20 protein-coding genes are annotated in these 22,756 nt (G+C 68.8%); 5 read left to right on the plus strand and 15 right to left on the minus strand.

The window, feature by feature from the left end; genetic code table 11:
* Positions 1-90 precede the first annotated feature (90 nt).
* Genes nadA through nadC form a run of 3 tightly spaced genes read left to right on the plus strand, consistent with a single transcriptional unit; the run spans position 91 to position 3,568 of the window.
* Positions 91-1,143 (plus strand): quinolinate synthase NadA, encoded by a 1,053-nt coding sequence (gene nadA, locus Q5Y72_RS09165; RefSeq protein ID WP_305963115.1) that lies wholly within the window; start codon positions 91-93, stop codon positions 1,141-1,143.
* 11 nt (positions 1,144-1,154) lie between these two features.
* The gene (locus Q5Y72_RS09170; protein ID WP_305963116.1) at positions 1,155-2,714 is read left to right on the plus strand and encodes an L-aspartate oxidase; all 1,560 of its coding nucleotides are present in this window, start codon (positions 1,155-1,157) and stop codon (positions 2,712-2,714) included.
* The gene (gene nadC, locus Q5Y72_RS09175) at positions 2,711-3,568 is read left to right on the plus strand and encodes a carboxylating nicotinate-nucleotide diphosphorylase (RefSeq protein WP_305963118.1); all 858 of its coding nucleotides are present in this window, start codon (positions 2,711-2,713) and stop codon (positions 3,566-3,568) included. Before Q5Y72_RS09170 ends, nadC begins: the two co-directional genes overlap by 4 nt.
* A 4-nt stretch (positions 3,569-3,572) precedes the next feature.
* Here nadC and bluB read toward each other — a convergent pair whose 3' ends face one another.
* On the minus strand, positions 3,573-4,196 hold the full coding sequence (bluB, locus tag Q5Y72_RS09180; protein ID WP_305963119.1) for a 5,6-dimethylbenzimidazole synthase: 624 nt from the start codon (positions 4,194-4,196) through the stop codon (positions 3,573-3,575).
* Positions 4,197-4,396: 200 nt separating this feature from the next.
* Between bluB and phaC the strand changes: the two genes are divergently transcribed.
* Positions 4,397-6,148, plus strand: coding sequence for a class I poly(R)-hydroxyalkanoic acid synthase (phaC, locus tag Q5Y72_RS09185; RefSeq protein WP_305963120.1), 1,752 nt, complete (start codon positions 4,397-4,399; stop codon positions 6,146-6,148).
* Positions 6,149-6,166: 18 nt separating this feature from the next.
* Here phaC and Q5Y72_RS09190 read toward each other — a convergent pair whose 3' ends face one another.
* The 5 genes from Q5Y72_RS09190 to dld form a co-directional block, all read right to left on the minus strand.
* Positions 6,167-6,826, minus strand: coding sequence for a LutC/YkgG family protein (locus Q5Y72_RS09190; RefSeq protein ID WP_305963121.1), 660 nt, complete (start codon positions 6,824-6,826; stop codon positions 6,167-6,169).
* Positions 6,823-8,250, minus strand: coding sequence for a lactate utilization protein B (locus tag Q5Y72_RS09195; protein ID WP_305963122.1), 1,428 nt, complete (start codon positions 8,248-8,250; stop codon positions 6,823-6,825). The genes Q5Y72_RS09190 and Q5Y72_RS09195 overlap by 4 nt, the downstream gene beginning before the upstream one ends.
* Before the next feature lie 2 nt (positions 8,251-8,252).
* Positions 8,253-9,020 (minus strand): (Fe-S)-binding protein, encoded by a 768-nt coding sequence (locus tag Q5Y72_RS09200; protein ID WP_305963123.1) that lies wholly within the window; start codon positions 9,018-9,020, stop codon positions 8,253-8,255.
* Between the two features lie 7 nt (positions 9,021-9,027).
* On the minus strand, positions 9,028-10,800 hold the full coding sequence (locus Q5Y72_RS09205; RefSeq protein ID WP_305963124.1) for an L-lactate permease: 1,773 nt from the start codon (positions 10,798-10,800) through the stop codon (positions 9,028-9,030).
* A gap of 118 nt (positions 10,801-10,918) precedes the next feature.
* Complete coding sequence (gene dld / locus Q5Y72_RS09210; protein ID WP_305963125.1) at positions 10,919-12,637, minus strand: D-lactate dehydrogenase; 1,719 nt, start codon at positions 12,635-12,637, stop codon at positions 10,919-10,921.
* A 113-nt stretch (positions 12,638-12,750) separates the two neighbouring features.
* Between dld and Q5Y72_RS09215 the strand changes: the two genes are divergently transcribed.
* Positions 12,751-13,599 (plus strand): FCD domain-containing protein, encoded by an 849-nt coding sequence (locus Q5Y72_RS09215; protein WP_305963126.1) that lies wholly within the window; start codon positions 12,751-12,753, stop codon positions 13,597-13,599.
* A gap of 12 nt (positions 13,600-13,611) precedes the next feature.
* On the opposite strand, the gene Q5Y72_RS09220 is transcribed toward Q5Y72_RS09215, so the two are convergent.
* The 9 genes from Q5Y72_RS09220 to uxaC form a co-directional block, all read right to left on the minus strand.
* Entirely contained in the window at positions 13,612-15,078 is a 1,467-nt protein-coding gene (locus Q5Y72_RS09220) for a UxaA family hydrolase (protein WP_305963127.1), read from the minus strand.
* A gap of 4 nt (positions 15,079-15,082) precedes the next feature.
* A complete protein-coding gene (locus tag Q5Y72_RS09225) occupies positions 15,083-16,507 on the minus strand; it encodes a mannitol dehydrogenase family protein (RefSeq protein WP_305963268.1) in 1,425 nt (474 codons plus the stop codon).
* Entirely contained in the window at positions 16,485-17,210 is a 726-nt protein-coding gene (gene kduD / locus Q5Y72_RS09230) for a 2-dehydro-3-deoxy-D-gluconate 5-dehydrogenase KduD (RefSeq protein WP_305963128.1), read from the minus strand. Before kduD ends, Q5Y72_RS09225 begins: the two co-directional genes overlap by 23 nt.
* Entirely contained in the window at positions 17,207-18,031 is an 825-nt protein-coding gene (gene kduI, locus Q5Y72_RS09235; protein ID WP_305963129.1) for a 5-dehydro-4-deoxy-D-glucuronate isomerase, read from the minus strand. The genes kduD and kduI overlap by 4 nt, the downstream gene beginning before the upstream one ends.
* An 11-nt stretch (positions 18,032-18,042) precedes the next feature.
* Complete coding sequence (locus tag Q5Y72_RS09240) at positions 18,043-18,324, minus strand: cupin domain-containing protein (RefSeq protein WP_305963130.1); 282 nt, start codon at positions 18,322-18,324, stop codon at positions 18,043-18,045.
* Entirely contained in the window at positions 18,321-19,601 is a 1,281-nt protein-coding gene (locus Q5Y72_RS09245) for a TRAP transporter large permease (protein WP_305963131.1), read from the minus strand. Before Q5Y72_RS09245 ends, Q5Y72_RS09240 begins: the two co-directional genes overlap by 4 nt.
* 3 nt (positions 19,602-19,604) lie before the next feature.
* Entirely contained in the window at positions 19,605-20,201 is a 597-nt protein-coding gene (locus Q5Y72_RS09250; RefSeq protein WP_305963132.1) for a TRAP transporter small permease, read from the minus strand.
* Between the two features lie 61 nt (positions 20,202-20,262).
* Positions 20,263-21,249, minus strand: a complete 987-nt coding sequence (locus Q5Y72_RS09255) for a TRAP transporter substrate-binding protein (protein ID WP_305963133.1) — start codon at positions 21,247-21,249, stop codon at positions 20,263-20,265.
* A 24-nt stretch (positions 21,250-21,273) separates the two neighbouring features.
* Positions 21,274-22,680, minus strand: coding sequence for a glucuronate isomerase (gene uxaC, locus Q5Y72_RS09260; RefSeq protein ID WP_305963134.1), 1,407 nt, complete (start codon positions 22,678-22,680; stop codon positions 21,274-21,276).
* Positions 22,681-22,756: the final 76 nt, after the last annotated feature.

The following is a 22,756-nucleotide window of genomic DNA, read 5'->3' on the forward strand; positions in this document are numbered from 1 at the left end:
GCCCCTCGTGGCTTGTGCGCATGGGGGGCAAGGGCCACATAGGGGCTGGCGCTGGCACCCGTCCGTGCGGCGCACAGGGAGGACGTGACATTGCTGGACATGACGGGCATCCGCGCAGAGCTGAATGCGCATTACGATCTGGCGCCCTCGCTGGAGCTTGCCGAGACCATGTCAGCGATCCACGCCCGCATGGATCGGGTGGTGCCGCTGCCCGACTGGGCCGTGGCCGCGCCCTATGTCGCCGCGATCAACCGGCTGAAGGCCGAACGCAACGCCGTGGTGCTGGCGCACAACTACATGACGCCGGTGATCTATCACGGCATCTCGGACTTCGTGGGCGACAGCCTCGCCCTCGCGATCGAGGCCACGCGCGTCGAGGCCGAGGTGATCGTGCAGTGCGGCGTGCATTTCATGGCCGAGACATCGAAGATCCTCAGCCCGGAAAAGACCGTGCTGATGCCCGACATGGATGCCGGCTGCTCGCTGGCCGAAAGCATCACCGCCGCGGGCATCGCCGAGATGCGCGCCCGCCATCCGGGCGCCCCGGTCGTCAGCTATGTCAACACGACCGCCGAGGTGAAGGCCGCCTCGGACATCTGCTGCACCTCGGCCAATGCCGCGCAGATCGTCGCGGCTATGGAGGGGGATACCGTCATCATGACCCCCGACAAGTATCTGGCCCAGAACGTCGCGGCCCAGGTGCCGCAGAAGCGGATCGTCTGGTGGGACGGGCGCTGCATCGTGCATGAGAAATTCACCGCACAGGACCTGCGCGACTTCCGCGGCTGGCACCCCGACCTGAAGATCATCGCGCATCCCGAATGCCCACCCGATGTCGTGGCCGAAGCCGATTTCGCGGGCTCGACGGCCGGCATCCTGGACTGGGTCGGCCGCGAACGGCCCAGCCAGGCGATGCTGGTCACCGAATGTTCGATGGCCGCGAACATCTCGGACGCGCATCCCGAGGTTGAATTCCTCGGACCCTGCAACATGTGCCCCTACATGAAGAAGATCACGCTGGAAAAGGTGCTGTGGTCGCTGCATTCGATGACCGGGGTGGTCGAGGTAGACCCCGAGATCGCGGCCCGCGCCCGGCTGGCGGTGCAGCGGATGATCGACCTGTCGCGCCGTCTGGCCGCCTGAGGCCCGCGCGGATGATCCCTGTCGAGACCGATCGCGTCGTCATCGTCGGCGCGGGACTTGCCGCGCTTTACGCCGCGCTGCGCCTTGCGCCGCGTCCGGTGGTGATGATCTCGCCCGACCCTCTGGGTCAGGGCGCCAGTTCTGCCTGGGCGCAGGGTGGCGTTGCGGCGGCCATGGACCCGCTTGACAGCTCGGGCGCACATGCCCGCGACACGGTGCTCGCCGGCGCCGGCACCGTGGATGCGGATGTGGCCCGCATGGTCACCGCCGAGGCGCGCGCGCATATCCTGAACCTCACCACGCTTGGCACGCCCTTCGACCGCACCGGCGATGGCGGCTATGTGTTGTCGCGCGAGGCCGCGCACAGTTTTGCGCGGGTCGTTCGGGTCAAGGGCGACCAGGCCGGGGCCGAGATCATGCGCGCGCTGATCGCCGCGGTCCGCGCCGCGCCCTCTGTGCAGGTCCTGGAAGGGATGATCGCGACCGGCCTGCTGACCGATGGCGCGACCGTCACCGGCCTGCGCGTCGCCCGGGCCGACGGCTCCGAGGCCGTAGGCATCCTTGCGCCGGCGGTGCTGCTGGCCGGGGGCGGCTCGGGCGGGCTTTACGCGGTCACGACCAACCCGCCGCGGATTCGCGGGCAGGTGATCGGCATGGCCGCCCGCGCCGGTGCGCTGATCGACGATGCGGAATTCGTGCAGTTCCACCCGACCGCCATCGCCTGTGACGAGGACCCCGCCCCGCTGGCGACCGAGGCGCTGCGCGGGGAAGGCGCGGTGCTGATCAACCGCCGGGGCGAACGCTTCATGGCCGCCATCCATCCCGATGCCGAACTGGCGCCGCGCGACATCGTGGCCCGCGCGATCTATGCCCAGACGCAGGCCGGGCTTGGGCCGATGCTGGACACCCGCGATTGCATCGGCGCGCGGCTGCCCGACCAGTTTCCCGCCGTCGCCGCCGCCTGCGCGCGGGCCGGCATCGACCCGGTGCAGCGGCCGATCCCGGTGGCCGCGGCAGCGCATTACCACATGGGCGGCATCGCCGTCGACGACCGCGGCCGCGCCAGCCTTGCCCGGCTGTGGGTCAGCGGCGAAGCCTCGTCGACCGGGCTCCACGGCGCGAACCGGCTGGCCTCGAACGGCCTTCTCGAGGCTCTGGTCTTTGCCCGGATCTGCGCCGAGGACATCGCCGCCACGCTGCCGCCGTCGAGCGAGGCGGCGCCGCTGAGGCTGCCCGGGCTGGCGCCGGCCGCGCAGCCCGAACCGGCCCTGGTCACCCGCCTGCGCCGCGCCATGACCGATGGGGCCGGTGTGGTGCGCGACGGCGCGGGCCTGCGCCGCACCCTGCGCGAGATCGCCGGCATCGAGGCCGCGCAGCCGGGATGCGAGGCCCTGCTGAACATGACCGCCACCGCAACGCTGATCTGCGCCGCTGCCCTGCTGCGCGAGGAAAGCCGCGGCGCGCATTGCCGCAGCGATTTTCCCGACGCCGCGCCGGTCGCCCGCCGCAGCCGGCTGACCCTGGCCGAGGCGACGGCGATCCGCGCCGGCCTCCAACCGGAGACGACATGACCGCGACCGCCCTGCCCCCGCTGCCCGAGATGATCCTGGAACCCCTTGTCCGTGCCGCGCTGGCCGAGGATCTGGGCAGCAATGGCGATGTGACCACGCGCCTCGTGATCCCCGCGGGCACCCGCTATCGCGCGGAGATCCGCGCCCGCGAGGCGGGCATCGCCTCGGGGATGCAACTTGCGCAGATCGCCTTCCGGCTGGTCGACCCGACGCTGAGCGTCCGCATCCTGCGGGCCGATGGCGATGCCTTCGCCGCCGGCGAGGTGCTGGCCCAGATCGAGGGCGCAGCCGCCTCGATCCTGTCTGCGGAACGGGTGGCGCTGAACTTCGCGGGCCGGCTGTGCGGCATTGCCACGCTGACGGCGGCCTTCGTGGCCGAAACCGCGGGCACCGCCGCCCGCGTCACCTGCACGCGCAAGACCACGCCGGGCCTGCGGTTGGTCGAAAAGCAGGCCGTGCTGCATGGCGGCGGCTTCAGCCACCGTTTTTCGCTGTCGGACGCCATCCTCATCAAGGACAACCACATCGCCGCCGCCGGGGGCATCCGGCCTGTCCTGCGCGCGGTGAAGGCCCGCGCCTCGCACATGATGCGGGTCGAGATCGAGGTGGACCGGCTGGACCAGCTGGCCGAGGTGCTGGAAGAGGGCGGCGCCGATGTCGTGCTGCTGGACAACATGGACACCCCGACCCTTCGCGAGGCGGTCGCCATGACCGCATCGCGTCTGGTGCTGGAGGCGTCGGGCAACATGCGGCTGGCGCGCATTGCCGAGGTGGCGGCCACCGGCGTCGACTACATCTCCTGCGGGGCGCTGACCCATTCGGCGCGCACGCTGGACCTCGGGCTGGATTTCTGATCGCCTAGCGGGTCTCCCAGCTTGCCTCGTCGTTTTCCTGCCAGCCCGACCGGTGCAACAGGGGCCTGTCGTCGCGGAATTCGGGATGGCCGATGCACAGCCAGGCCATGAAATGCCAGTCGGGCGGCACCGCCAGCAGCGCCTCGATCCGCGCCGGATCGAGGATCGACACCATGCCCAGACCAAGGTTCTGCGCACGCGCCGCCAGCCACAGAGAAAACACCGCCATCGCCGCCGACTGCGCCAGCGTCTGCGGCATGGTCTGGCGACCCAGCCCGTGGCCCTGCACCGGCGCATCGAGGCAGAAGACCGCAAGTTGCAGCGGGGCGGCATCCAGCCCGGCCAGCTTCAGCCGGTCATAGGCCGCCCGGCGGTCGCCCTGATACGCCTCGGCCGCAATGGCGTTGCAGCGGGCGAATTCCGCGCGCACGCCCGCCCGAAGCTGCGCATCCTCGACGCGGATCACCCGCCACGGCCGCGCATTCCCGACCGAGGGCGACAGCGCCATCGCCTCGCGCAGCCGGTCGATGGCGGCTTCGGGCACCGGATCGCTGCGGAAATGGCGGACATCGCGGCGCCAGCGCAGCAGCGCCATCAGCCGGTCGATCTCGGACGGGTCGAAATCCATGGCCGATCCTCCTTGTCATCTCACTGCCCGGTCGCGGCGCGCAGGGCAAGTGCCGGCGGGCAGCAACTGTGCTGACGATCCCGGGGCGAGGTGCTAGGATCGCCCTCGCCGCGCCGCGCACGGACCCGTGCCGGACGGCGACGATGATCCTGCGCGCCCGGCGGGGCGCCCGCCGGGTCGCGACACGCGAGGGAGGATTCATGGACCAGACGAAGATATCCGAGCAGACCGCCGAATTCGTCGACCTGATCGAACGGGCGCGCGAACTGACCGTGCGCAGCCAGGCCACGGCGGTGGCGAAGGCCACCGGGCAGGACTTCTCGGTCGTCGATGCCAAGACGGTGGCCAGCGCCTATGCCCGCGCCGGGCTTGAACTTGCCGGCAACCCCTGGGCGATGATGGATTTCCAGATGAGCCTCTGGAAGGACAGCGCGCGGGCCTGGGCCTCTGCCTGGAACGGCAAGGGCGAGGACAGCAAGGATCGCCGCTTCCGCGATCCGCGCTGGACTACCGATCCGGTCAGCCGCGGGCTGCGCGACGTGCATCTGGTCATCGAGCAGGCGGCCGAACGGCTGCTGGACTCGCTTCCGAAGGGCGAGAAGGACAGCCTGCGCGTGAGGTTCTATACCCGCCAGCTTCTCAGCGCGCTGTCGCCCAGCAACTACCTTGCGCTGAACCCCGCGGCGCGCGAACGCTTTCTGGAGACCGAGGGCCGCAGCCTGCTGGACGGGTTTCGCAACCTGCTGGAGGATCTGGAACGCGGCGATGGCCGGCTGGAGATCGCAACCCATGACCCGAAGGCTTTCGAGGTCGGCCGCGACCTTGCCACCACGCCCGGTCAGGTGATCTGGCAGAACGATCTGATGCAGCTGATCCACTATGCGCCGATGACCAAGACGCAGCACAAGCGCCCGCTGGTGTTCGTGCCGCCCTGGATCAACAAATACTACATCTTCGACATGCGGCCCGACAACAGCCTCGTGCGCTACATGCTGGAAAACGGGCACAGCGTGTTCCTGATCTCATGGGTCAACCCGACCCAGGACCATGCCGCGATGAGCTTCGAGGATTACATGCGGCTTGGCCCTCTGGCGGCGCTGGACGCGGTGGAGAAGGCCACCGGCGAGACCGAGGTGGACATCCTCGGCTTCTGCATCGGCGGCATCCTCGTCACTGCGACGCTGGCCTATCTGGCCGCCAAGGGCGACACCCGCGTCAAGACCGCGACGACGCTGGCCACCATGGTCGATTTCACAGATGTCGGCGAACTGGGCGTGTTCATCGACCGCGACCGCCTGACCGTGCTGCGCGAGCACATGGCCGAAAAGGGCTATCTGGAGAATCATCACCTTCAGGACATGTTCTCGATGATCCGCGAGAACGACCTGATCTGGTCGTTCCATGTGATGAACTACCTGATGGGCCGCAAGCCGCCCGCCTTCGACCTGCTGTTCTGGAACAGCGACAGCACCAGAATGCCGGCGGCGATGCTGCTGTGGTATCTGGAAAAGATCTATATCGAGAACGGCTTGCGCCAGCCCGGCCACCTCACCATGGACGGCGTGCCCATCGACATCTCGAAGATCGAAACGCCCTTCTACGTCCTCGCCACCAAAGAGGACCACATCGCGATCTGGACCTCGATCTATCCGACCACCGGGCTACTGGGCGGCGAGACGACCTTCGTGCTGGGCGGGTCGGGCCATATCGCGGGCGTCATCAACCCGCCCTCGAAGCGCGCGAAATACGGCTATTGGACGGGTGACGACTACCCAGAGAGCCCCCAGCAATGGCTGGCGGGCGCCAGCCACACCGAGGGATCATGGTGGCCCCACTGGCTGGCCTGGATCGACAGCCATTCCAGCGGCGAACAGGTGCCCGCCTACCAGCCGGGCAAGGGCAAGCTGAAGGCGATCGAGCCCGCCCCCGGCAGCTATGTCCGCGCCACCTGACCGGCAGAGGCGTGGCGATCAGTCGGCAGGCCGGGCCTCGGGCGCGATCAGGATGACATGCAGGAAGCCCGGCCCGTGCGCGCCGCGCACATAACTGCCCTCGATGTCGGTGGTGCCGCTTGGGCCGGTGATCAGGATGGCGTTGCGCGGCGGCGCCTCGCCTGCGGTGCGGGCGGCGTAATCCTCGAGATGGGGCAGAAGCCGGTCCTCATGCAGCACGACGATGTGGTGCAAGGGCAGGAAGGACAGCAGGATCGGCGTGTCGGGGCCGGAATGGATCACCAGCGATCCGCTTTCCGCGATACCCCAGCGGGCCAGCCCGAGGGCCACCGGCTCGTCCGGGGCGATGGCCGAATGCCGTTCGATGCCCGACCAGTCCAGCACGGCCAGCGAGGGGGCCGGTTGCAGCGCCAGCGTGGCGGACAGCCCGTGATCGGCCAGATAGCCGCGCACGGCCTCGGGCAGCGCCGCGAGGTCCGGCAGGCGCGCGACCGTGGTGCCAAGCGCGGCGGCCTTGGCACAAAAGCTGTCGGCCAGACCCGGCGCGGCCAGCGCCGGGCGGCGTGCCTCGGGCGCGTCCAGCAGCGCGCGCGCCTCGGCGGCGATTGCGTCGGGCGTGGCGCGCGGTGTGGGCAGGCCAGCCCGCACGGCGTTCAGGATGCGGTCGCGCGCGGTCATCTGCCGGCCCCCTTGCGCGCCTGCCAGGCGCGATACTGCTCCATGAAGGTGCGGCCCTCGGGGCGCGGCAGGTCGCGATGCGCGGTCCAGCCGCCGGCCAGGGGCAGCCGTGCGATCCATCCGCCCCGCCCGAACAGCCGCAGGCCGCGAACCCCGATCCGGCTCGCCAGCCGGTAAAGCCGGGGCCGTGTCGCGAGGCGCGCCCAGAGGCTGAGGCCCGCGCGGACGGCGCCCGGCTCGCGGCCCTCGCGCCAGCTGCGCGCCCGCCATGCCCGCAGCAGCGTGGGCAGCGGAATGCCGACCGGACAGACCTCGGCGCAGCGGCCGTTCATCGTGCAGGCATGCGGCAGGTCGCGCGCGGCTGCCAGCCCGTCCAGCACCGGCGTCAGCACCGCACCCATCGGGCCGGGATAGGTGCCGCCATAGGCATGTCCGCCGATCTGGCGATAGACGACGCAGTGGTTCATGCAGGCCCCGCAGCGGATGCAGCGCAGCATCGCGCGGAACTCGTCGGCCAGCATCCGCGACCGGCCGTTGTCCACCAGCACGATGTGCATTTCCTCGGGACCGTCGGCATCGCCCGGCCGCTTCGGGCCGCAATGGAAGGTGGTGTACTGCGTCATCTCGCCCCCCGTAGCCGAGCGGACCAGAAGCCGCAGCAGCGCGAAGGCGTGGGCGGTCGAGGGCACCAGCTTCTCGATCCCCGCCGTCACGATGTGGATGCGCGGCGGCGTGGTGGTCAGTTCGGCGTTGCCCTCGTTGGTGACGGTGCAGGTCGCCCCGGTGTCGGCGACCAGGAAATTCGCGCCCGAGATGCCGACATCGGCGCCCAGGAACTTGGCGCGCAATTCGCGCCGCGCGCTTTGAACCATGCTTGCGGGGTCCTCGGCTGCGGGCGGCGGGTGGTGGCCGGTGCGGAACAGATCGGCCACCTGTTCGCGCGTGCGGTGCATCGCCGGCCAGATGATGTGCGAGGGCGCCTCGCCCGCCAGCTGGATGATATGCTCGGCCAGATCGGTCTCGACACGCTCGATGCCGGCGTCGGCAAGGGCATGTGGCAGGCCGATTTCCTCGCCCAGCATGGATTTCGCGCGCGTCACCAGCCGGGCGTCGGCCTCAAGGCAGATACGGGTGACGATGGCGCGGGCCTCGGCGTCGTCGGCGGCCCAGTGCACCCGAGCACCCGAGGCGATGGCGTTGCGCTCGAACTCCTCGAGATAGTGGTCGAGATGGGCAATGACGTGATCCTTGATCGCCTTGCCGCGCGCCCGCGCCGCCTCGAATTCGGGAAAGGCCGACAGCGCCGCCGCGCGCTTGGCCTCGGCGGTGCCGGTGGTGCGGTCGATGGCCAGCTTCAGCGTCCGGTCGGCAAGTGCCGCATCGGCGCGTGCCTTGAACGGGGCGCGGGTCGTGGCATGGGACATGGTCAACCCTCCTCGCCGATGGCCGGGCCGTCGGCCTGGCCGGCCAGCACCTCGATGGTGTGGAAACAGCGCGTCGCCGCGCCGCTCCGATGCAGCTTGCCGGCCATGTTCATCAGGCAGCCCAGATCGCCCGCCAGCAGCAGATCGGCGCCGCTGCGCTGGATCGCCTCGGCCTTCTCGGTGACGATGGCGTTCGAGATCGGGGCGTATTTCACGCAGAAGGTGCCGCCGAAGCCGCAGCAGACATCATTCCCCTCGAGCCCGCGCATCTGAAGACCCTCGACCGCGGCCAGCAGTGCGCGGGGCTGCGCCGCGACACCCAGATCGCGCAGGCCCGAACAGCTGTCGTGGTAGGTGGCGCTGGCCTCCAGCCGCCGCCCCTCGGGGCGGAAGCCCATGACATCGACCAGAAAGCTGGTGATCTCGTGCGTGCGGGCGGCCAGGTCGCGGGCGCGGGCGGCCCAGTCCGCATCGCCCGCCAGCAGGTCGGGATAGCCATGCACCATCGTCGCCGCGCATGACCCCGAGGGCAGCACCACATGATCGAAGCCCTCGAAGGCGGCGATGGTCTGGCGTGCCAGCCGCGCGGCATCGGCGTCGTCGCCGCTGTTGAAGGCCGGCTGGCCGCAGCAGGTCTGCGCCAGCGGCACCTCGACGATGCAGCCGGCCTCCTCGAGAAGCTGGATGGCCGCAAAACCGATCCGCGGCCGGATCGCATCGACGAGGCAGGTGACGAACAGGCCGACGCGGGGGGCGGGCTTTGCGGACATGGCGGGGTCAGCTCCGGCTGCTGGCGGGGGTGGCGACCGCGGCGGCGCCACGGTTGCGCGACATGGCGAACAGAACCAGTGTGGGCCAGATCAGCGCCGCGATCCACCACGCGTTCAGCCCGCCCGCCAGCACCGCCATGCCGATCAGCCCGCCCTGCACGATGTAGTAGAACATCGGGATCAGCGTCATGCGGATGATCTCGCCCTCGCGGTCCACCAGCCCGACCGTGGCCGAGGCCGCGACGACGTTGTGCACGCAGATCATGTTGCCCGCCGCGCCGCCGATCGCCTGCAGCGCAACCACGACCCCCGCCCCGGCAGCGCCCAGGCCGATCTGTTCGGCCGTCGAGAACTGGAACAGCGAGAACATCATGTTGCTGATCGTGTTCGAGCCGGCGACGAAGGCGCCCATCGAGCCGATCAGCGGGGCGAACATCGGCCAGGCGGTGCCGACCGCCGACGACACCCCCTCGGCCAGGACGATGGGCATGCTGGCCATGCTGTCCGAGGCCGAGTTCAGGAACACCTGCACCATCGGCACCGCCAGCAGCAGCGCCGGGGCGGCCGCGATCATGGTCGAGCCCGAGGATCGCATCGCCCGGGCGAAATCGCCGACCCGCATCCGGTGGAACAGGAAGGTGAACAGCGAGGCGAGGATCAGCACCGTGCCGGGCAGGTAAAGCCACTGCACCCGCGCATTGATGCCCGATCCGAACAGGTCGTCGAAGGCCATGCTGCGCGCGGGCGCGGTCAGCCACGCCTTCAGGTCGGGGATGGTGCGCGTGGCCACCAGCAGCAGGACCACCACCACATAGGGCGTCCAGGCCTTCAGCAGTGGCATCACCGCCTGTCCCGCGCGATGATCCTCGAGATCGTCCAGCTTGCCGATCCACCGGCCGTCCCACTGGGCGCGGGGCGGGAAATCGAAAACCTCCTGCGGGATCAGGAACCCGGCACGCGCCGCCGGCACCACGATCAGCAGGCCGATGATGCCGCCCAGCAGCGAGGGGAACTCAGGCCCCAGCAGGCTGGCGATGATCCAGTAGGGCAGCGTAAAGGCGAGCCCCGCGAACAGCGCGAATTTCCAGATGCGGAACCCGTCGGCAAAGCTGCGCCGCGCACCGAAGAAGCGCGTCATCATGCCGACCATGATCAGCGGGATCAGAAAGCCCACCAGACCGTGCAGCGTCGCGACCTTCACCGCGATCTCCAGCAGATACTGGCCGAAGGCCATCGGCGCGATGGTCTGCTCGACCAGGGGCTGTCCCGACAGGCCGGTGTTGACGCCCACGAGGATCGGCGTGCCAACCGCCCCGAACGAGACCGGGGTGCTCTGGATGATCAGCGTCACCAGCACCGCGGCCATCGCCGGAAAGCCGATCGCGACCAGCAGCGGCGCGGCGATCGCCGCCGGCGTGCCGAAGCCCGAGGCGCCCTCGATCAGCGACCCGAAGAGCCAGGCGATGATGATCGCCTGCACCCGGCGATCCGGCGAGATGCGGGTAAAGCCGGCCCGGATCGACCGGATGCCGCCGCTTTCCTCAAGCGTGTAGAGCAGCAGGATCGCCCCGAAGATGATGTAGAGCAGGCTGACAGCCGTCACCGCCCCGTTCACGGTGGCCCCCATCACCTTGGCCGGATCGGTCCCCCAGACCAGCAGGGCGGTCGCCGCCGTCACCACATAGGCGACCCCCATCGACAGCTTGGCCGATCGGGCCAGCACGACCAGAAGCAGGAACACCGTCGCGATGGGCAACAATGCCAGAACGAATGTCAGCATGAGATCTGTCCTCCTCACAGGATGCGGCGGGCCCTCGGCGGGCGGGTGGCGGCGCGCCGCGCGCCATCATGGCGGCCTGCGCCCGGTCGTGCCGGGCGCAGGATCGGTCGCGTCCGGCCTAGTGCCAGTGCGCGCGTTTCGATGTCTGCCCGATGCCCGGGTTCAGGCTGTTGGTCGGGTCGATCTGCCGGTAGAACGCCGACAGTCCGGGCTTGGCCTTGTAGAGATGGCCGACATTGTGCTCGGCCGGGTATTCGGCACCGCGCCGGTCCAGAAGCCGCCACATCTCGTGTTCGACCGCAAGGCAGTCATGGCCCTTGCGAACCACGTAGTCCTGATGAAAGACGTGGCAGAAGAAGTGACCGTAATAGAGCTTCTTGACCAGTTTCGCGTCCAGATCGGCGGGCAGCGTCTCGACCCAGTCACGATCGTTGCGGCGCAGCGCGATGTCCAGCGCGACGATGTCGGCGACCTCGGCGGCGTGGATGGCCCGATAGCGCACGGCGGCCCCGGCCACGGCAAAGCGATGCAGGAAGGCCGCGCGGCCTTCGTCGGGGGTGCATTCGAACATGTCGCCGCTGGCCGAGGGAAAGATCCCGGCCAGATGGTCGCGGGCCTCGGCGATGCCGGCCCCGCCCATCTTCAGCAGCAGGTGATGCTCGTAGCGGTCGCGGAACGCGATCATCCGCGCCGGCAGGTGCTGCGGGGCCAGCGCCGCGATCCGCTGCGCGACACGGTCCGAGATGGTCGTGCCCAGCCCCAGCCGTTCCGTCAACCCGTCGATGCGCGCCTTGGCCGCGAACAGTGCCGGCATCCGGTCGGTGCCGAGGCGGCGGATGAACAGGAACGTGTCCTTGCCATAGGTCGCGGCGACATCGAAGGCCTCGCGGTGGATGTATTCGCCGGCAATCGGCAGGTTCGCGAACCGCGACAGGATGTGGCGCCGGATCCCGGTCAACTCGGCCGGGTCATTGCTGCCGATGTAGAACACCGCAGTCTCGCGCTCGGCCGGGAAGCTGTCCAGCCGGACGGCGAAAACGGCCAGCTTGCCCGCGCAGCCCGCCGCCTCGTGCAGCCGCCGGGGATCGGCGTTGAAGCGCGCCGGGCTGTCGGCCTCGATCTCGCGCACATGGTCCGCGTAGTCGCGGTCCGATGCCCAGGCGTCGGTTGGCGCCGGGCGTGGCAGGTCGCCGCGTTCAAGTCTCGACAGGATCTCTTCGGGCGTGTCGCCGAGGTCCAGCCCCAGGTGGTTGACAAGCGCCACCGATCCGTCCGCGCGCACCTCGGCATAAAGGCTCAGCTGGGTATAGGCGGGGCCGCGATGGATCAGCGCGCCGCCGGAATTGTTGCACACCCCGCCCAGCACCGAGGCGCCGATGCAGGACGACCCGATCACGGAATGCGGCTCGCGGCCCAGCGGGCGCAGGCGCTTTTCCAGGCTGTCCAGCGTCGCGCCAGGCAGGCAGACGACCTGCGCACCATCCTGCAGCAGGTGGATACCCGCGAGGCGCATCACGTTGATCAGCACGATCTCGCGGTCGTAGTCGTCGCCCCAGGGGGTCGAGCCGCCGGTCAGCCCGGTATTGGCCGCCTGCAGGATCACCGCCCGCCCGCCGGCCACGGCGAGGTTCAGAACGCGCCACATCTCGAGAAGGGAGCCCGGCCTCACGACCGCCGCGACCGGGCCGCCGCCATAGCGGAACCCGCGGGTAAAGGGGCGCTGGCTGCGCGCCGTGGCCAGCACGTTCCTGCGGCCGACGATACCGCGCAACTGGTCCAGCAGCGCGGCGCGCGTCACCGGCGCCACAGCCTCTGTCCGGCTGACCGAATTGGCCATCGCATCCCTCCCTGGACCCGGCCCGCCCTGTCCTGCCGCACGAACGGGGACGGCAGGACATCTGGAATTACCCTTCCTTGACATGTGGTAAATTATTTTTACCGCTCTTGTCAATGTGGAAATCGGTTGTCCCCGATCAGGCCGCGCGGCTAATGTCGATCACCGATCCCCGGCACATGGAGACGCGCATGGGCAGCGAAGTGAACAAGGGCGCACCCGCCGCGGCCAGCACCGCGCGCCACATCGAGGACCTGATCCTCGAGGGATCGCTGCGCCCCGGCGATCCGCTGCTGCCCGAGCGCGAGATGGCGCTGCGGCTGAACGTGTCGCGGCCGACGCTGCGGCAGGGCATCCGGATGCTGGAGGAGAAGGGCCTGATCGTCGCCGAGCCGGGCGGGGGGCGCAAGGTCGCCATGCTGGCGACCAGCATCACCGACCCGCTGATCGAACTGATGTCGTCGCGCGGCGCGGTGGTGAACGACTATCTGGAACTGCGCGCCACGCTGGAGGGCATGGCCGCAAGCCTCGCCGCCACCCGCGCCAATGATGTCGACCGCGAGACGCTGGGCCGCTGCATGGCGCGGATCGCGGCGGCGCATGACAAGGCCGATCCGCGCGACGAAGCCGAGGCCGATGTGGACCTGCATATCGCGGTCTACGAGGCCAGCCACAACATCGTCCTGCTGCAGGTCATGCGGGCGCTGTCGGGGATGCTGCGCAAGGGCGTGTTCCACAACCGCGAAAGGCTTTATGCCCGCGCGGAGGTGCGCGATGTCCTGCTGGGCCAGCACCAGGCCATCCATGACGCGGTGATGGCGCGCGACCCGGTTGCCGCCGCCCGCGCGGCCGAGGATCACATGACCTATACCCGCAGGGTCCTGTCCGAGATCGCCGCCGCAGATGCCCGGCTGGAAATCTCGCTGCGCCGGATCGAGGGCGGCAGCATCACCCATCGCGGCTAGGATCGCGCGGCTTCAGACGACGGCGCCGATCTGCCAGGGCAGGAACTCGTTGTCGCCAAGGCCCAGAAGCTCGCTTTTGCTGGCCCGGCCCGAGGCGGTCTCGAGGATCAGCGCGACGATCTCGCGCGCCTTCGCCTCGAGGCTGACGCCCTGCGTCAGGATATCGCCGCAATTCAGGTCCATGTCCTCGGTCATCGCGCGATAAAGGCGGTCGTTGGTCGCCAGCTTGATCGTGGGCGCGGGCTTCGATCCGAAGGCCGATCCGCGGCCGGTGGTAAAGACGATCAGCTGCGCCCCCCCGGCGATCTGGCCGGTCGCCGAGACCGGGTCATAGCCGGGCGTGTCCATGAAGTTCAGCCCCGGCGCGGTGATCGGCTCGGCGTATTCCAGCACCGCGTTCAGGGGCGTTCCACCGGCCTTGGCGACCGCGCCCAGCGATTTCTCGAGGATGGTGGTCAGCCCCCCCGCCTTGTTGCCGGGGCTTGGATTGTTGTCCAGCGAGGCGCCGTTGCGGGCGGTATAATCCTCCCACCAGCGCAGGCGATCGACCAGCCGCCGGGCCACGTCGGGGCTGGCAGCGCGATCCAGCAGCAGCCGTTCCGCGCCATAGATCTCGGGCGTCTCGGACAGCACGACCGAAGCACCCTGCGCCGCCAGCATGTCGCAGGCCACCCCAAGCGCGGGGTTCGCGGTGATCCCCGAAAACCCGTCCGAGCCGCCGCATTGCAGGCCGATCCGCAGCGCGCTGGCGGGCGCCGGGGCGCGGCGCGCGGCGCCGATTTCAGGCAGCATCTGCCGCACGCGGGCCTTGATCGCCTCGATCGTGGCGCGGGTGCCGCCACTGTCCTGGATGGTCAGCCCGTGGAACCGCGCAGCCTCGCCCAGGTCCTGCTTCATGCGGGCGATCTGCATCACCTCGCAGCCCAGCCCCACGAACAGCGCCGCACCGACATTCGGATGCCCCGCATGGCCGGTCAGCACCCGTTGCAGCGCCTGCCAGCCGGGGCCGCTGTCTGCCATGCCGCAGCCCGTGCCATGCGCGAAGGCCGCGATGCCGTCGATGTCGGGATGGGCGTCCAGCACCCCCTCGATCCGCAATTCCTCGGCGGCGCGACGGATGACCGTGGCCGAACAGTTCACCGTCGCCACCAGCGCGATGAAATTGCGGGTGCCGACCTGCCCGCCGGCGCGGTGATAGCCGCGGAAATTCATCGCCGGGCCGCGATGGCGCTCCAGCGCCGCCTGCGCGGCGGCCAGCCCCGCGCCGGGTCGATGGTCGCGATCATGCGCGCCGAAGGCGAGATTGTGGCTGTGGACATGCGCACCCGCCGCGATCGCCTGCGTCGCATAGCCGATCACCTGACCGAATTTCAGGACCGCCTCGCCGGCCGCGATGTCCCGGCGGGCGATCTTGTGACCGGCCGGCGCGATGCCCCGTTCGGTCAGGATCGCGACCGTGTCGGCCGCATTCAGGATCATCGGCTCAGCCACGCACCGCCTCGCGCGCGCCGCGATCCACGAGGGTCCGCAGCGCCCCGGTCAGGTCCCCCGCAAAGTCCGCATCCTCGCGCAATTGCCGCGGGAACACCTCCTGCAGCGTCAGGAAGCCCGCCACCGTCGCCGCGGGGTCGTCCTGCCACAGCGCGGCCAGACGCTGGGCCAGCGGATCCTTGACCTCGATGGGCTGGCCGGCCTCGTCGCGGCCCGACGCATAGCGCATCCACCCCGCCACGGCCAGCATCAGCCCCGGTACGGCACGACCCGCGGCGCGCGATTCCGCGATCGTGGACAGGATCCGCTGCGGCAGCTTCTGGCTGCCATCCATGGCGATCTGCCAGGTCCGGTGGCGGATCGCGGGGTTGGCATAGCGTCGGGCCAGCGCCGCCGCATAGGCCGCCAGATCGACCTCCGGCGGCGGCGTCAGCGCCGGGATGATCTCGTCGCGCCACAGCCGCGACACGAAGCCGGCAAAGACCGGGTCGGCCACCGTGTCCGAGATGGTCTGGTGGCCCGCCAGATAGCCCAGATAGGCGAGGCTGGAATGGGTGCCGTTCAGCATCCGCAGCTTCATGTGCTCGAAAGGCGTCACATCCGCGACCAGCTGCGCGCCGACCGCCTCGAAGGCCGGGCGCGGGGTGCAGAAACGATCCTCGATCACCCATTGGCGGAACGGCTCGTGCATGACCGGCGCCTCGTCGCGCTGGCCCGTCTCGGCCTCCAGCCGGTCGAGATCCTCGGGAGTGGTGGCCGGCACGATCCGGTCGACCATGGTCGAGGGAAAGGCGCCGTGCTGCGCGATCCAGTCTGCCAGCGCGGGCTCGACCAGCCGGGCCAGTTCCAGCACGACCCCGCGCACCACATGGCCATTCTCGGGCAGGTTGTCACAGCAGAGCACGGTGAAGGGCCCCAGCCCCGCGTCACGCCGGGCCGCCAGCGCCCGGACAAGGAAACCGGGCGCGGAGCTCGGCAGCGGATGGGCCAGATCATGCGCGATGTCGGGATGAGCGGTGTTCAGCCGGCCGGTCGAGGGTTCGTGGCAATAGCCCTTCTCGGTCACCGTCAGGCTGACGATCCGGGTGGTTTCGGCGGCCATGGCGTCCAGCACGGCCTGCGGATCTTCGGGGGCGACCAGCACATCGGTCAGCGCCGTGACCACCTGCGGCGTCATGCCGTCCGGTCCCAGTTCGACCGCGGTATAGGCCCAGCCCTGCGGCAACAGCCGGTCGCGAGTGCCGGGCGATTTCAGCGACACGCCGATGATGCCCCAGTCGCCGCCCCCTTCCGCCGCCGCCTCGGCCACATAAAGGGCGCCATGCGCGCGGAAAAAGGCCCCAAGGCCCAGATGGACGATGCCCGCCGGCGCCTCGGAAGGGGTGCGGTAAAGCCTATCGTGCAAGCCAGCCTCCATCGACATTCAGGATCGCGCCGTTCACGTAATCCGAGGCCGGCGCGGACAGGAACACCGCCGTCTGCGCGATGTCCTCGGGCCGACCCCAGCGGCCGGCGGGGATGCGATCGAGGATCGCCCGGCTGCGATCCGGGTCGGCGCGCAGCGCCTCGGTGTTGTTCGTCTCGATATAGCCGGGCGCGATCGCGTTCACGTTCAGCCCGGCACCCGCCCATTCATTCGCCATCAGCCGGGTCAGCCCCGCCACGCCATGCTTGCTGGCGGTATAGCTGGGCACCCGGATGCCGCCCTGAAAGGACAGCAGCGAGGCGATATTGACAATCTTGCCGCTGCCCCTCGGCAGGGCGGCGCGGGCGAAGGCCTGGCAGGTGAAGAACAGCGCCTTCAGGTTCACGTCCATCACCGCGTCCCAGTCGGCCTCGGTGAAATCCACCGCATCGGCGCGGCGGATGATGCCGGCATTGTTCACGAGGATGTCGATGCGTTCGGAGGCAAAGACGTCGCGGGCCGCCATCGGATCGGCGAAGTCCAGCTGCAGCGACCGTCCCCGGCCCATCAGCGCCAGCGTCTCGGCGCAATCGCGCCGCCCCGCCGCGATCACCTCGGCGCCGGCACCCGCCAGACCCACGGCAATCGCCTGGCCGATGCCCGTGTTCGCGCCGGTCACGAGGGCGGTCCGGCCCTCAAGGGAAAACGCGCTCACCGCAAGTCCCCGGGCTGGACGAAATCCATGTCGGTATAGTCCACATTGTCGCCCGCCATCGCCCAGATGAAGGTATAGGCACCGATGCCGGCCCCCGAATGGATCGACCAGGGCGGCGACAGGACGGCCTGTTCATTGGCCACGAACAGGTGCCGCGTCTCCTGCGGCTCGCCCATCAGGTGCAGGACGCGCGATTCGGGCGCCATGCCGTGATACAGATAGGCCTCCATCCGGCGGTCATGGACATGGCTGGGGATGGTGTTCCAGACCGAGCCGTCCTCAAGCGAGGTATAGCCCAGCACCAGCTGGCAGCTTTCCATCACCAGCGGGTGGATGAACTGCCGGATCGTGCGCTTGTTCGAGGTTTCCGCGGCTCCCAGCCGGACCTCCTTGGCCTCGGCCACGGTCACGAGGCGGTGCGGCAGCGCCCGATGCGCGGGCGCCGAGGTGATGTAGAACCGCCCCTCGCCCGCAAACGTCACGGCGCCCGCGCCCATGCCCAGATACAGCACATCGCCATGGGCCATGTCCCAGCCGGTGCCCGCGGCCTCGACACGGCCCGGACCGCCGATGTTGACGATGCCCATCTCGCGGCGCTCGAGGAAGCTGTCGGTCCTCGTCTCCGCAATGCGGTCCAACACCAGCGCCGCCCCGGCCGGCACCGCGCCCCCCACCACGAAGCGGTCGTAATGGGTATAGACCAGCCGGATCTGACCCTCCGTGAAGATGCCTTCTGCCAGGAAGTGGCGGCGCAAATCGGCGGTGTCCATGCCTTTCGCGTGACCGGGATGGATCGCGTGGCGGGTCTCGACATGGGTCATCAGGGGTCCTTTCACAGAAAATCGTCGCGGCGCGGGGTGAAGCTGTCGATCAGTTCGCCCGCCTCGAGACACAGGCAGCCATGTTCGGCGCCCGAGGGAATGATGAAGGCATCGCCCGGCCCGATCTCGAGATCGCGCCCGTCCAGCGTGAAGAGGTAGCGGCCCGAGCGGACGTAGGTCGATTGCACATGCGGGTGGCTGTGCAGCGCGCCCCGGTCCCCCGCCGCGAAGGCAAAGCGGACGACCATCAGATCGGGCGAATGGGCAAGGACCGTGCGGACCGGATCGCTCATCTGAACACCGAGGGCAGCCACAGCGACAGCGCCGGGATGTAGGTGACCAGCAGCAGCGTGGCGAAGGCCGCGCCATAGAACGGCCAGATCGTGCGCATCGCCTGCCAGATGCTGATGCGCCCCACCGCGCAGCCCACGAACAGCACCGCACCGACCGGCGGGGTGCACAGGCCGATGCCCAGGTTGAGGATCAGGATGACCCCGAAATGCACCGGATCGACGCCGAAGGCCTGCGCGACCGGCAGGAAGATCGGCGTGGTGATGACGATCAGCGGCGACATGTCCATGAAGGTGCCGAGGATCAGCAGGATCACGTTCATCAGCAACAGGATCACCAGCGGGTTGTTCGAGATGTTCTGCAGCAGCTCGACCAGCTGCGCGGGCACCTTCAGATAGGCCAGCAGCCAGCCGAAACAGGCCGCGCAACCGATCACCAGCAGCACCATCGAGGTGGTGCGCACGGCGCCCTTGGTGGCCTCGACGAATTCGGCCCAGGGCAGGCTGCGATAGACCAGCGCGGTGATCAGCAGCGCATAGACCACCGCGATGTTGCTGCTTTCCGAGGCGGTGAACACGCCGGATCGGACGCCGCCGAAGATGATCGCGATCAGGATCAGCCCGGGCAGCGCCGAGACGAACAGCGCGCCCATCATCCGCAGGCCGGGAAACGGCTCGGTCGGATAGCCCTTCTTGCGCGCCACCCACCAGGCCGCGGCCATCAGCATCAGCGCCAGCAGCAGCCCCGGCACGATGCCGGCGGTGAACAGGTCCGCGATCGACAGTCGGCCGCCGGCGGCGATGGAATAGATGATCATGTTGTGGCTGGGCGGGATCATCAGCGCGATGATCGAGCTGACGACGGTGATGTTGACCGCGTAATCCACGTCATAGCCGCGTTCCCTCATCTGCGGCACCATCAGCCCGCCGACCGCGCTGGCATCGGCCGCAGCCGAGCCCGAGACGCCGCCGAACATCAGGCTGGCCATGATGTTGACCTGCCCCAGCCCACCCTTCAGATGCCCGACCAGCGCGCCGGCCAGCGCCACCAGCCGCCGCGCGATGTCGCCGCGCACCATCAGGTCCCCCGAATAGATGAAGAACGGAATGGCCATCAGCGCAAAGACCGAGATGCCGCTGTTCAGCCGCTGGAACACCACCACCGGCGGCAGGCCCAGATACAGCACGGTGAAAAAGCTTGATGCGCCAAGGCAGAAGGCGACCGGCGTGCCGATCAGCAGCAGTCCCGCAAAGCTTCCGAAGAGGATCCAGTATTCCATGTCCTACCTCCCGCTGCGCGACGAAGGGTCCAGAAACTTTCCGGCGTCGGGGCCGTCTGCGCGGCCATCCGCGATGCCGTCCGCCGCGTCGTCCATGTCGCCAAAGCGCAGCGTGCGCAGGCCCGCCGCGCGGCGCAGGATGCGTTCTGCCGAGAACAGGATCAGCAGCAACCCGCCCGCGATCACCGGCGCGAAGTCCCAGATGCGCGAGATGCCAAGCCCCGGCACCACGCCGCTTGCGGCCTTGGCGGCCAGTTGCCAGCCGAACCACATCATGCCGAAGCCGAAGGCCGCGACGACTAGATCCGACAGGCTGTGAAACCACGGACGCCAGCTTTCGGGCACCACCATCAGGCCCACATCGAAGGACAGGTGGTAGCCCTCCTTCACGCCGACTGCCGCGCCGATGAAGATGAACCAGCCCATCAGCATCACGCTGGCGGGTTCGGCCCAGAACAGGCTTGTGCCCACCACATATCGATAGAAGACCTGCGCAAAGACGAAGGCGGTCATCAGCACCAGGCCGATCCCCGCGATCCACAGCCCGATCCGGGCGATCACGCCCGTCACCTCGGCAAGTTTCAACAAGCCCCCGCGCATCCGCAGACCTCCCCTCGGGAAATGGCAAGGCCGCCCGCGACCCGCGCGGGCGGCCCGTCGCTTACTCGGTCGCCTGGATCCGCTGGACCAGGTCCTTGGCTTCCGGGGTGGTCACATACTTGTCGTAGACCGGCACCATCGCCTCGATGAACGGCGTCTTGTCGATGTCCTTGATGACCTCGGACCCGGCGGCGATGACCTTTTCCTCGGATGCCTTTTCCTGATCGGCCCACAGCTTGCGCTGCACCTGGGCCGAGTTGCGCGCGGCCTCGCGCAGGATTGCCTGATCCTCGGGCGACAGCTTCTCCCAGCTGAGCTTCGACATGGCGACCAGTTCCGGCACCATCAGGTGCTGGTCCAGGGTGAAATACTTCGCCACCTCGGCATGACCCGAGCTGTCATAGCTGGGATAGTTGTTCTCGGCGCCGTCGATGACGCCGGTCTGGATCGCCGAATAGACCTCGCCATAGGGCATCGGCGTGGCATTGGCGCCAAGCGCGGCCATCATGTCCACGAACACGTCGTTCTGCATGACGCGGAACTTCATGCCCTTCAGGTCCTCTATCGACTTGATGGGCTTCTGGCTGTTGTAGAAGCTGCGCGCACCGCCATCGTAATAGGCCAGCGCGATCAGGTCGCGTTCGGCGAAGGCCTCGCCGATCTCGTCGCCGATCGGGCCGTCCATGACCTTGTGCAGGTGATCCTCGGAGCGGAACAGATAGGGCAGAGACAGCAGCTGCGTGACGGGCACGATGTCGTTGAACGACCCGAACGAGGCGCGCACCATGTCGATGACGCCGAACTGAGTCTGCTCGATGGTGTCCTTTTCCTCGCCCAGTTGCGACGAGGGGAACACCTCGATGCAGACGCGACCTTCGGTCTTGTCCTTCACCTCGGCGGCCATCGCCTTGACCCCCTCGACGGTGGGATAGCCGTCGGGATGGGTGTCCGAGGAGCGCAGCGTCACCTCGCATTCGGCGGCGGCAGCGGCCGAGACCAGCGCGGCCGAGGCCAGTAGCCCGGCCAGAGTGGTTGTCAGGAACTTCATGTTGTTATCCTCCCTGTCTGAAGTTCAAAGTCGGTAGGCGTGCCTGGCAAGGCGACAGGCCAGGTCGTGGGCGACCTCGGGGGCCTCGTCCGCCGCCAGTCTGCCCGACATGACCAGATCGGCCAGCCAGGCGCAGTCCACCCGCCGCGCCACATCGTGACGCGCCGGGATCGAACAGAAGGCACGGGTGTCGTCGTTGAAGCCGACGGTGTTATAGAAGCCCGCGGTTTCGGTCGTCATCTCGCGGAACCGGCGCATCCCCTCGGGGCTGTCGTGGAACCACCAAGCCGGCCCCAGCCGCAGGCAGGGCCAGGCGCCGGCCAGCGGCGCCAGTTCGCGCGCATAGGAGGTCTCGTCCAGCGTGAACAGGATCACCGTCAGGTCGGGGCGCATTCCCACCGCATTCAGCAGCGGCCGCAGCGCGGTGACGTAATCGGTGCGGCCGGGGATGTCGAAGCCCTTGTCGCGCCCGAAGGTCGCCATGACCTGATCGGAATGGTTCCGGCGGGCACCCGGATGGATCTGCATGACCAGACCGTCATCAAGGCTCATCCGCGCCATTTCGGTCAGCATCTGGCCGCGGAAGGCGTCGGCCTCCTGCGCCGTGCAGGTGCCGGCCAGGGCCCTGGCGAACAGCGCGGCGGCCTCGGCCTGCGGAAGGTCCTCGGTGCGGGCGCTGGCATGGCCGTGATCCGACGAGGTCGCGCCATGCGCAATGAAGAAGGCCCGCCTTGCGCGATGCGCATCCAGATAGCCCGTCCATGTGGTCGTGTCGCAGCCGGTCTGTTCGCCAAACAGGGCGACATTGTCGGCAAAATCCGCCATGTCGGGATCGATGACCCCGTCCGGGCGATAAGCGGTGATCACCCGGCCATCCCAGCCCGATTCGCGGATCATCCGGTGCCAGCGCAGATCGTCCGTCGCCGCCTCGGTCGTCGCGATGGCCTCGATGTTGAATTGCTTGAACAGCGCGCGGGGACGGAATTCGGGACGGGCGAGGCAGTCGGCGATGTGATCGTAATACCAGTCCGCGGTCTCGGCGCCGAGGCGCCGGTCGATCCCGAACACCTCCTGGAAGGCATGGTCCAGCCAGAGCCGCGACGGCGTTCCGCGGAACAGGTGGTAATGGCCCGCGAACAGCCGCCAGATCCTGCGGCCATCGGTCTCGGTCGGGCCGCCATCGACGCGCGGAACGCCCAGATCGGTCAGCGGCACCCCCTGAGAGGCCAGCATCCGGAAGACATAGTGATCGGGGGTCACGAACAGCCGGGCGGGGTCCGGGAAGGGCTGGTCCTCAGCGAACCAGCGCGGATCGGTGTGGCCATGCGGGCTGACGATCGGCAGGTCGCGCACCGCATCGTAGAGGTCGCGCGCAACCCGGCGCGTCGCGCTGTCGACGGGAAGCAACCGGTTCTCGTCCAGCAATGCCATTATCGCCCCCTCCGACTCGAATCGCCTTGCATCACATCTAGTCGTCTAATATGTTAGTTTGCAATGCAGGTCAATC

It is taken from the genome of Paracoccus spongiarum, from assembly GCF_030732095.1.
In the GTDB taxonomy this organism is placed as follows: Bacteria; Pseudomonadota; Alphaproteobacteria; order Rhodobacterales; family Rhodobacteraceae; genus Paracoccus; species Paracoccus spongiarum.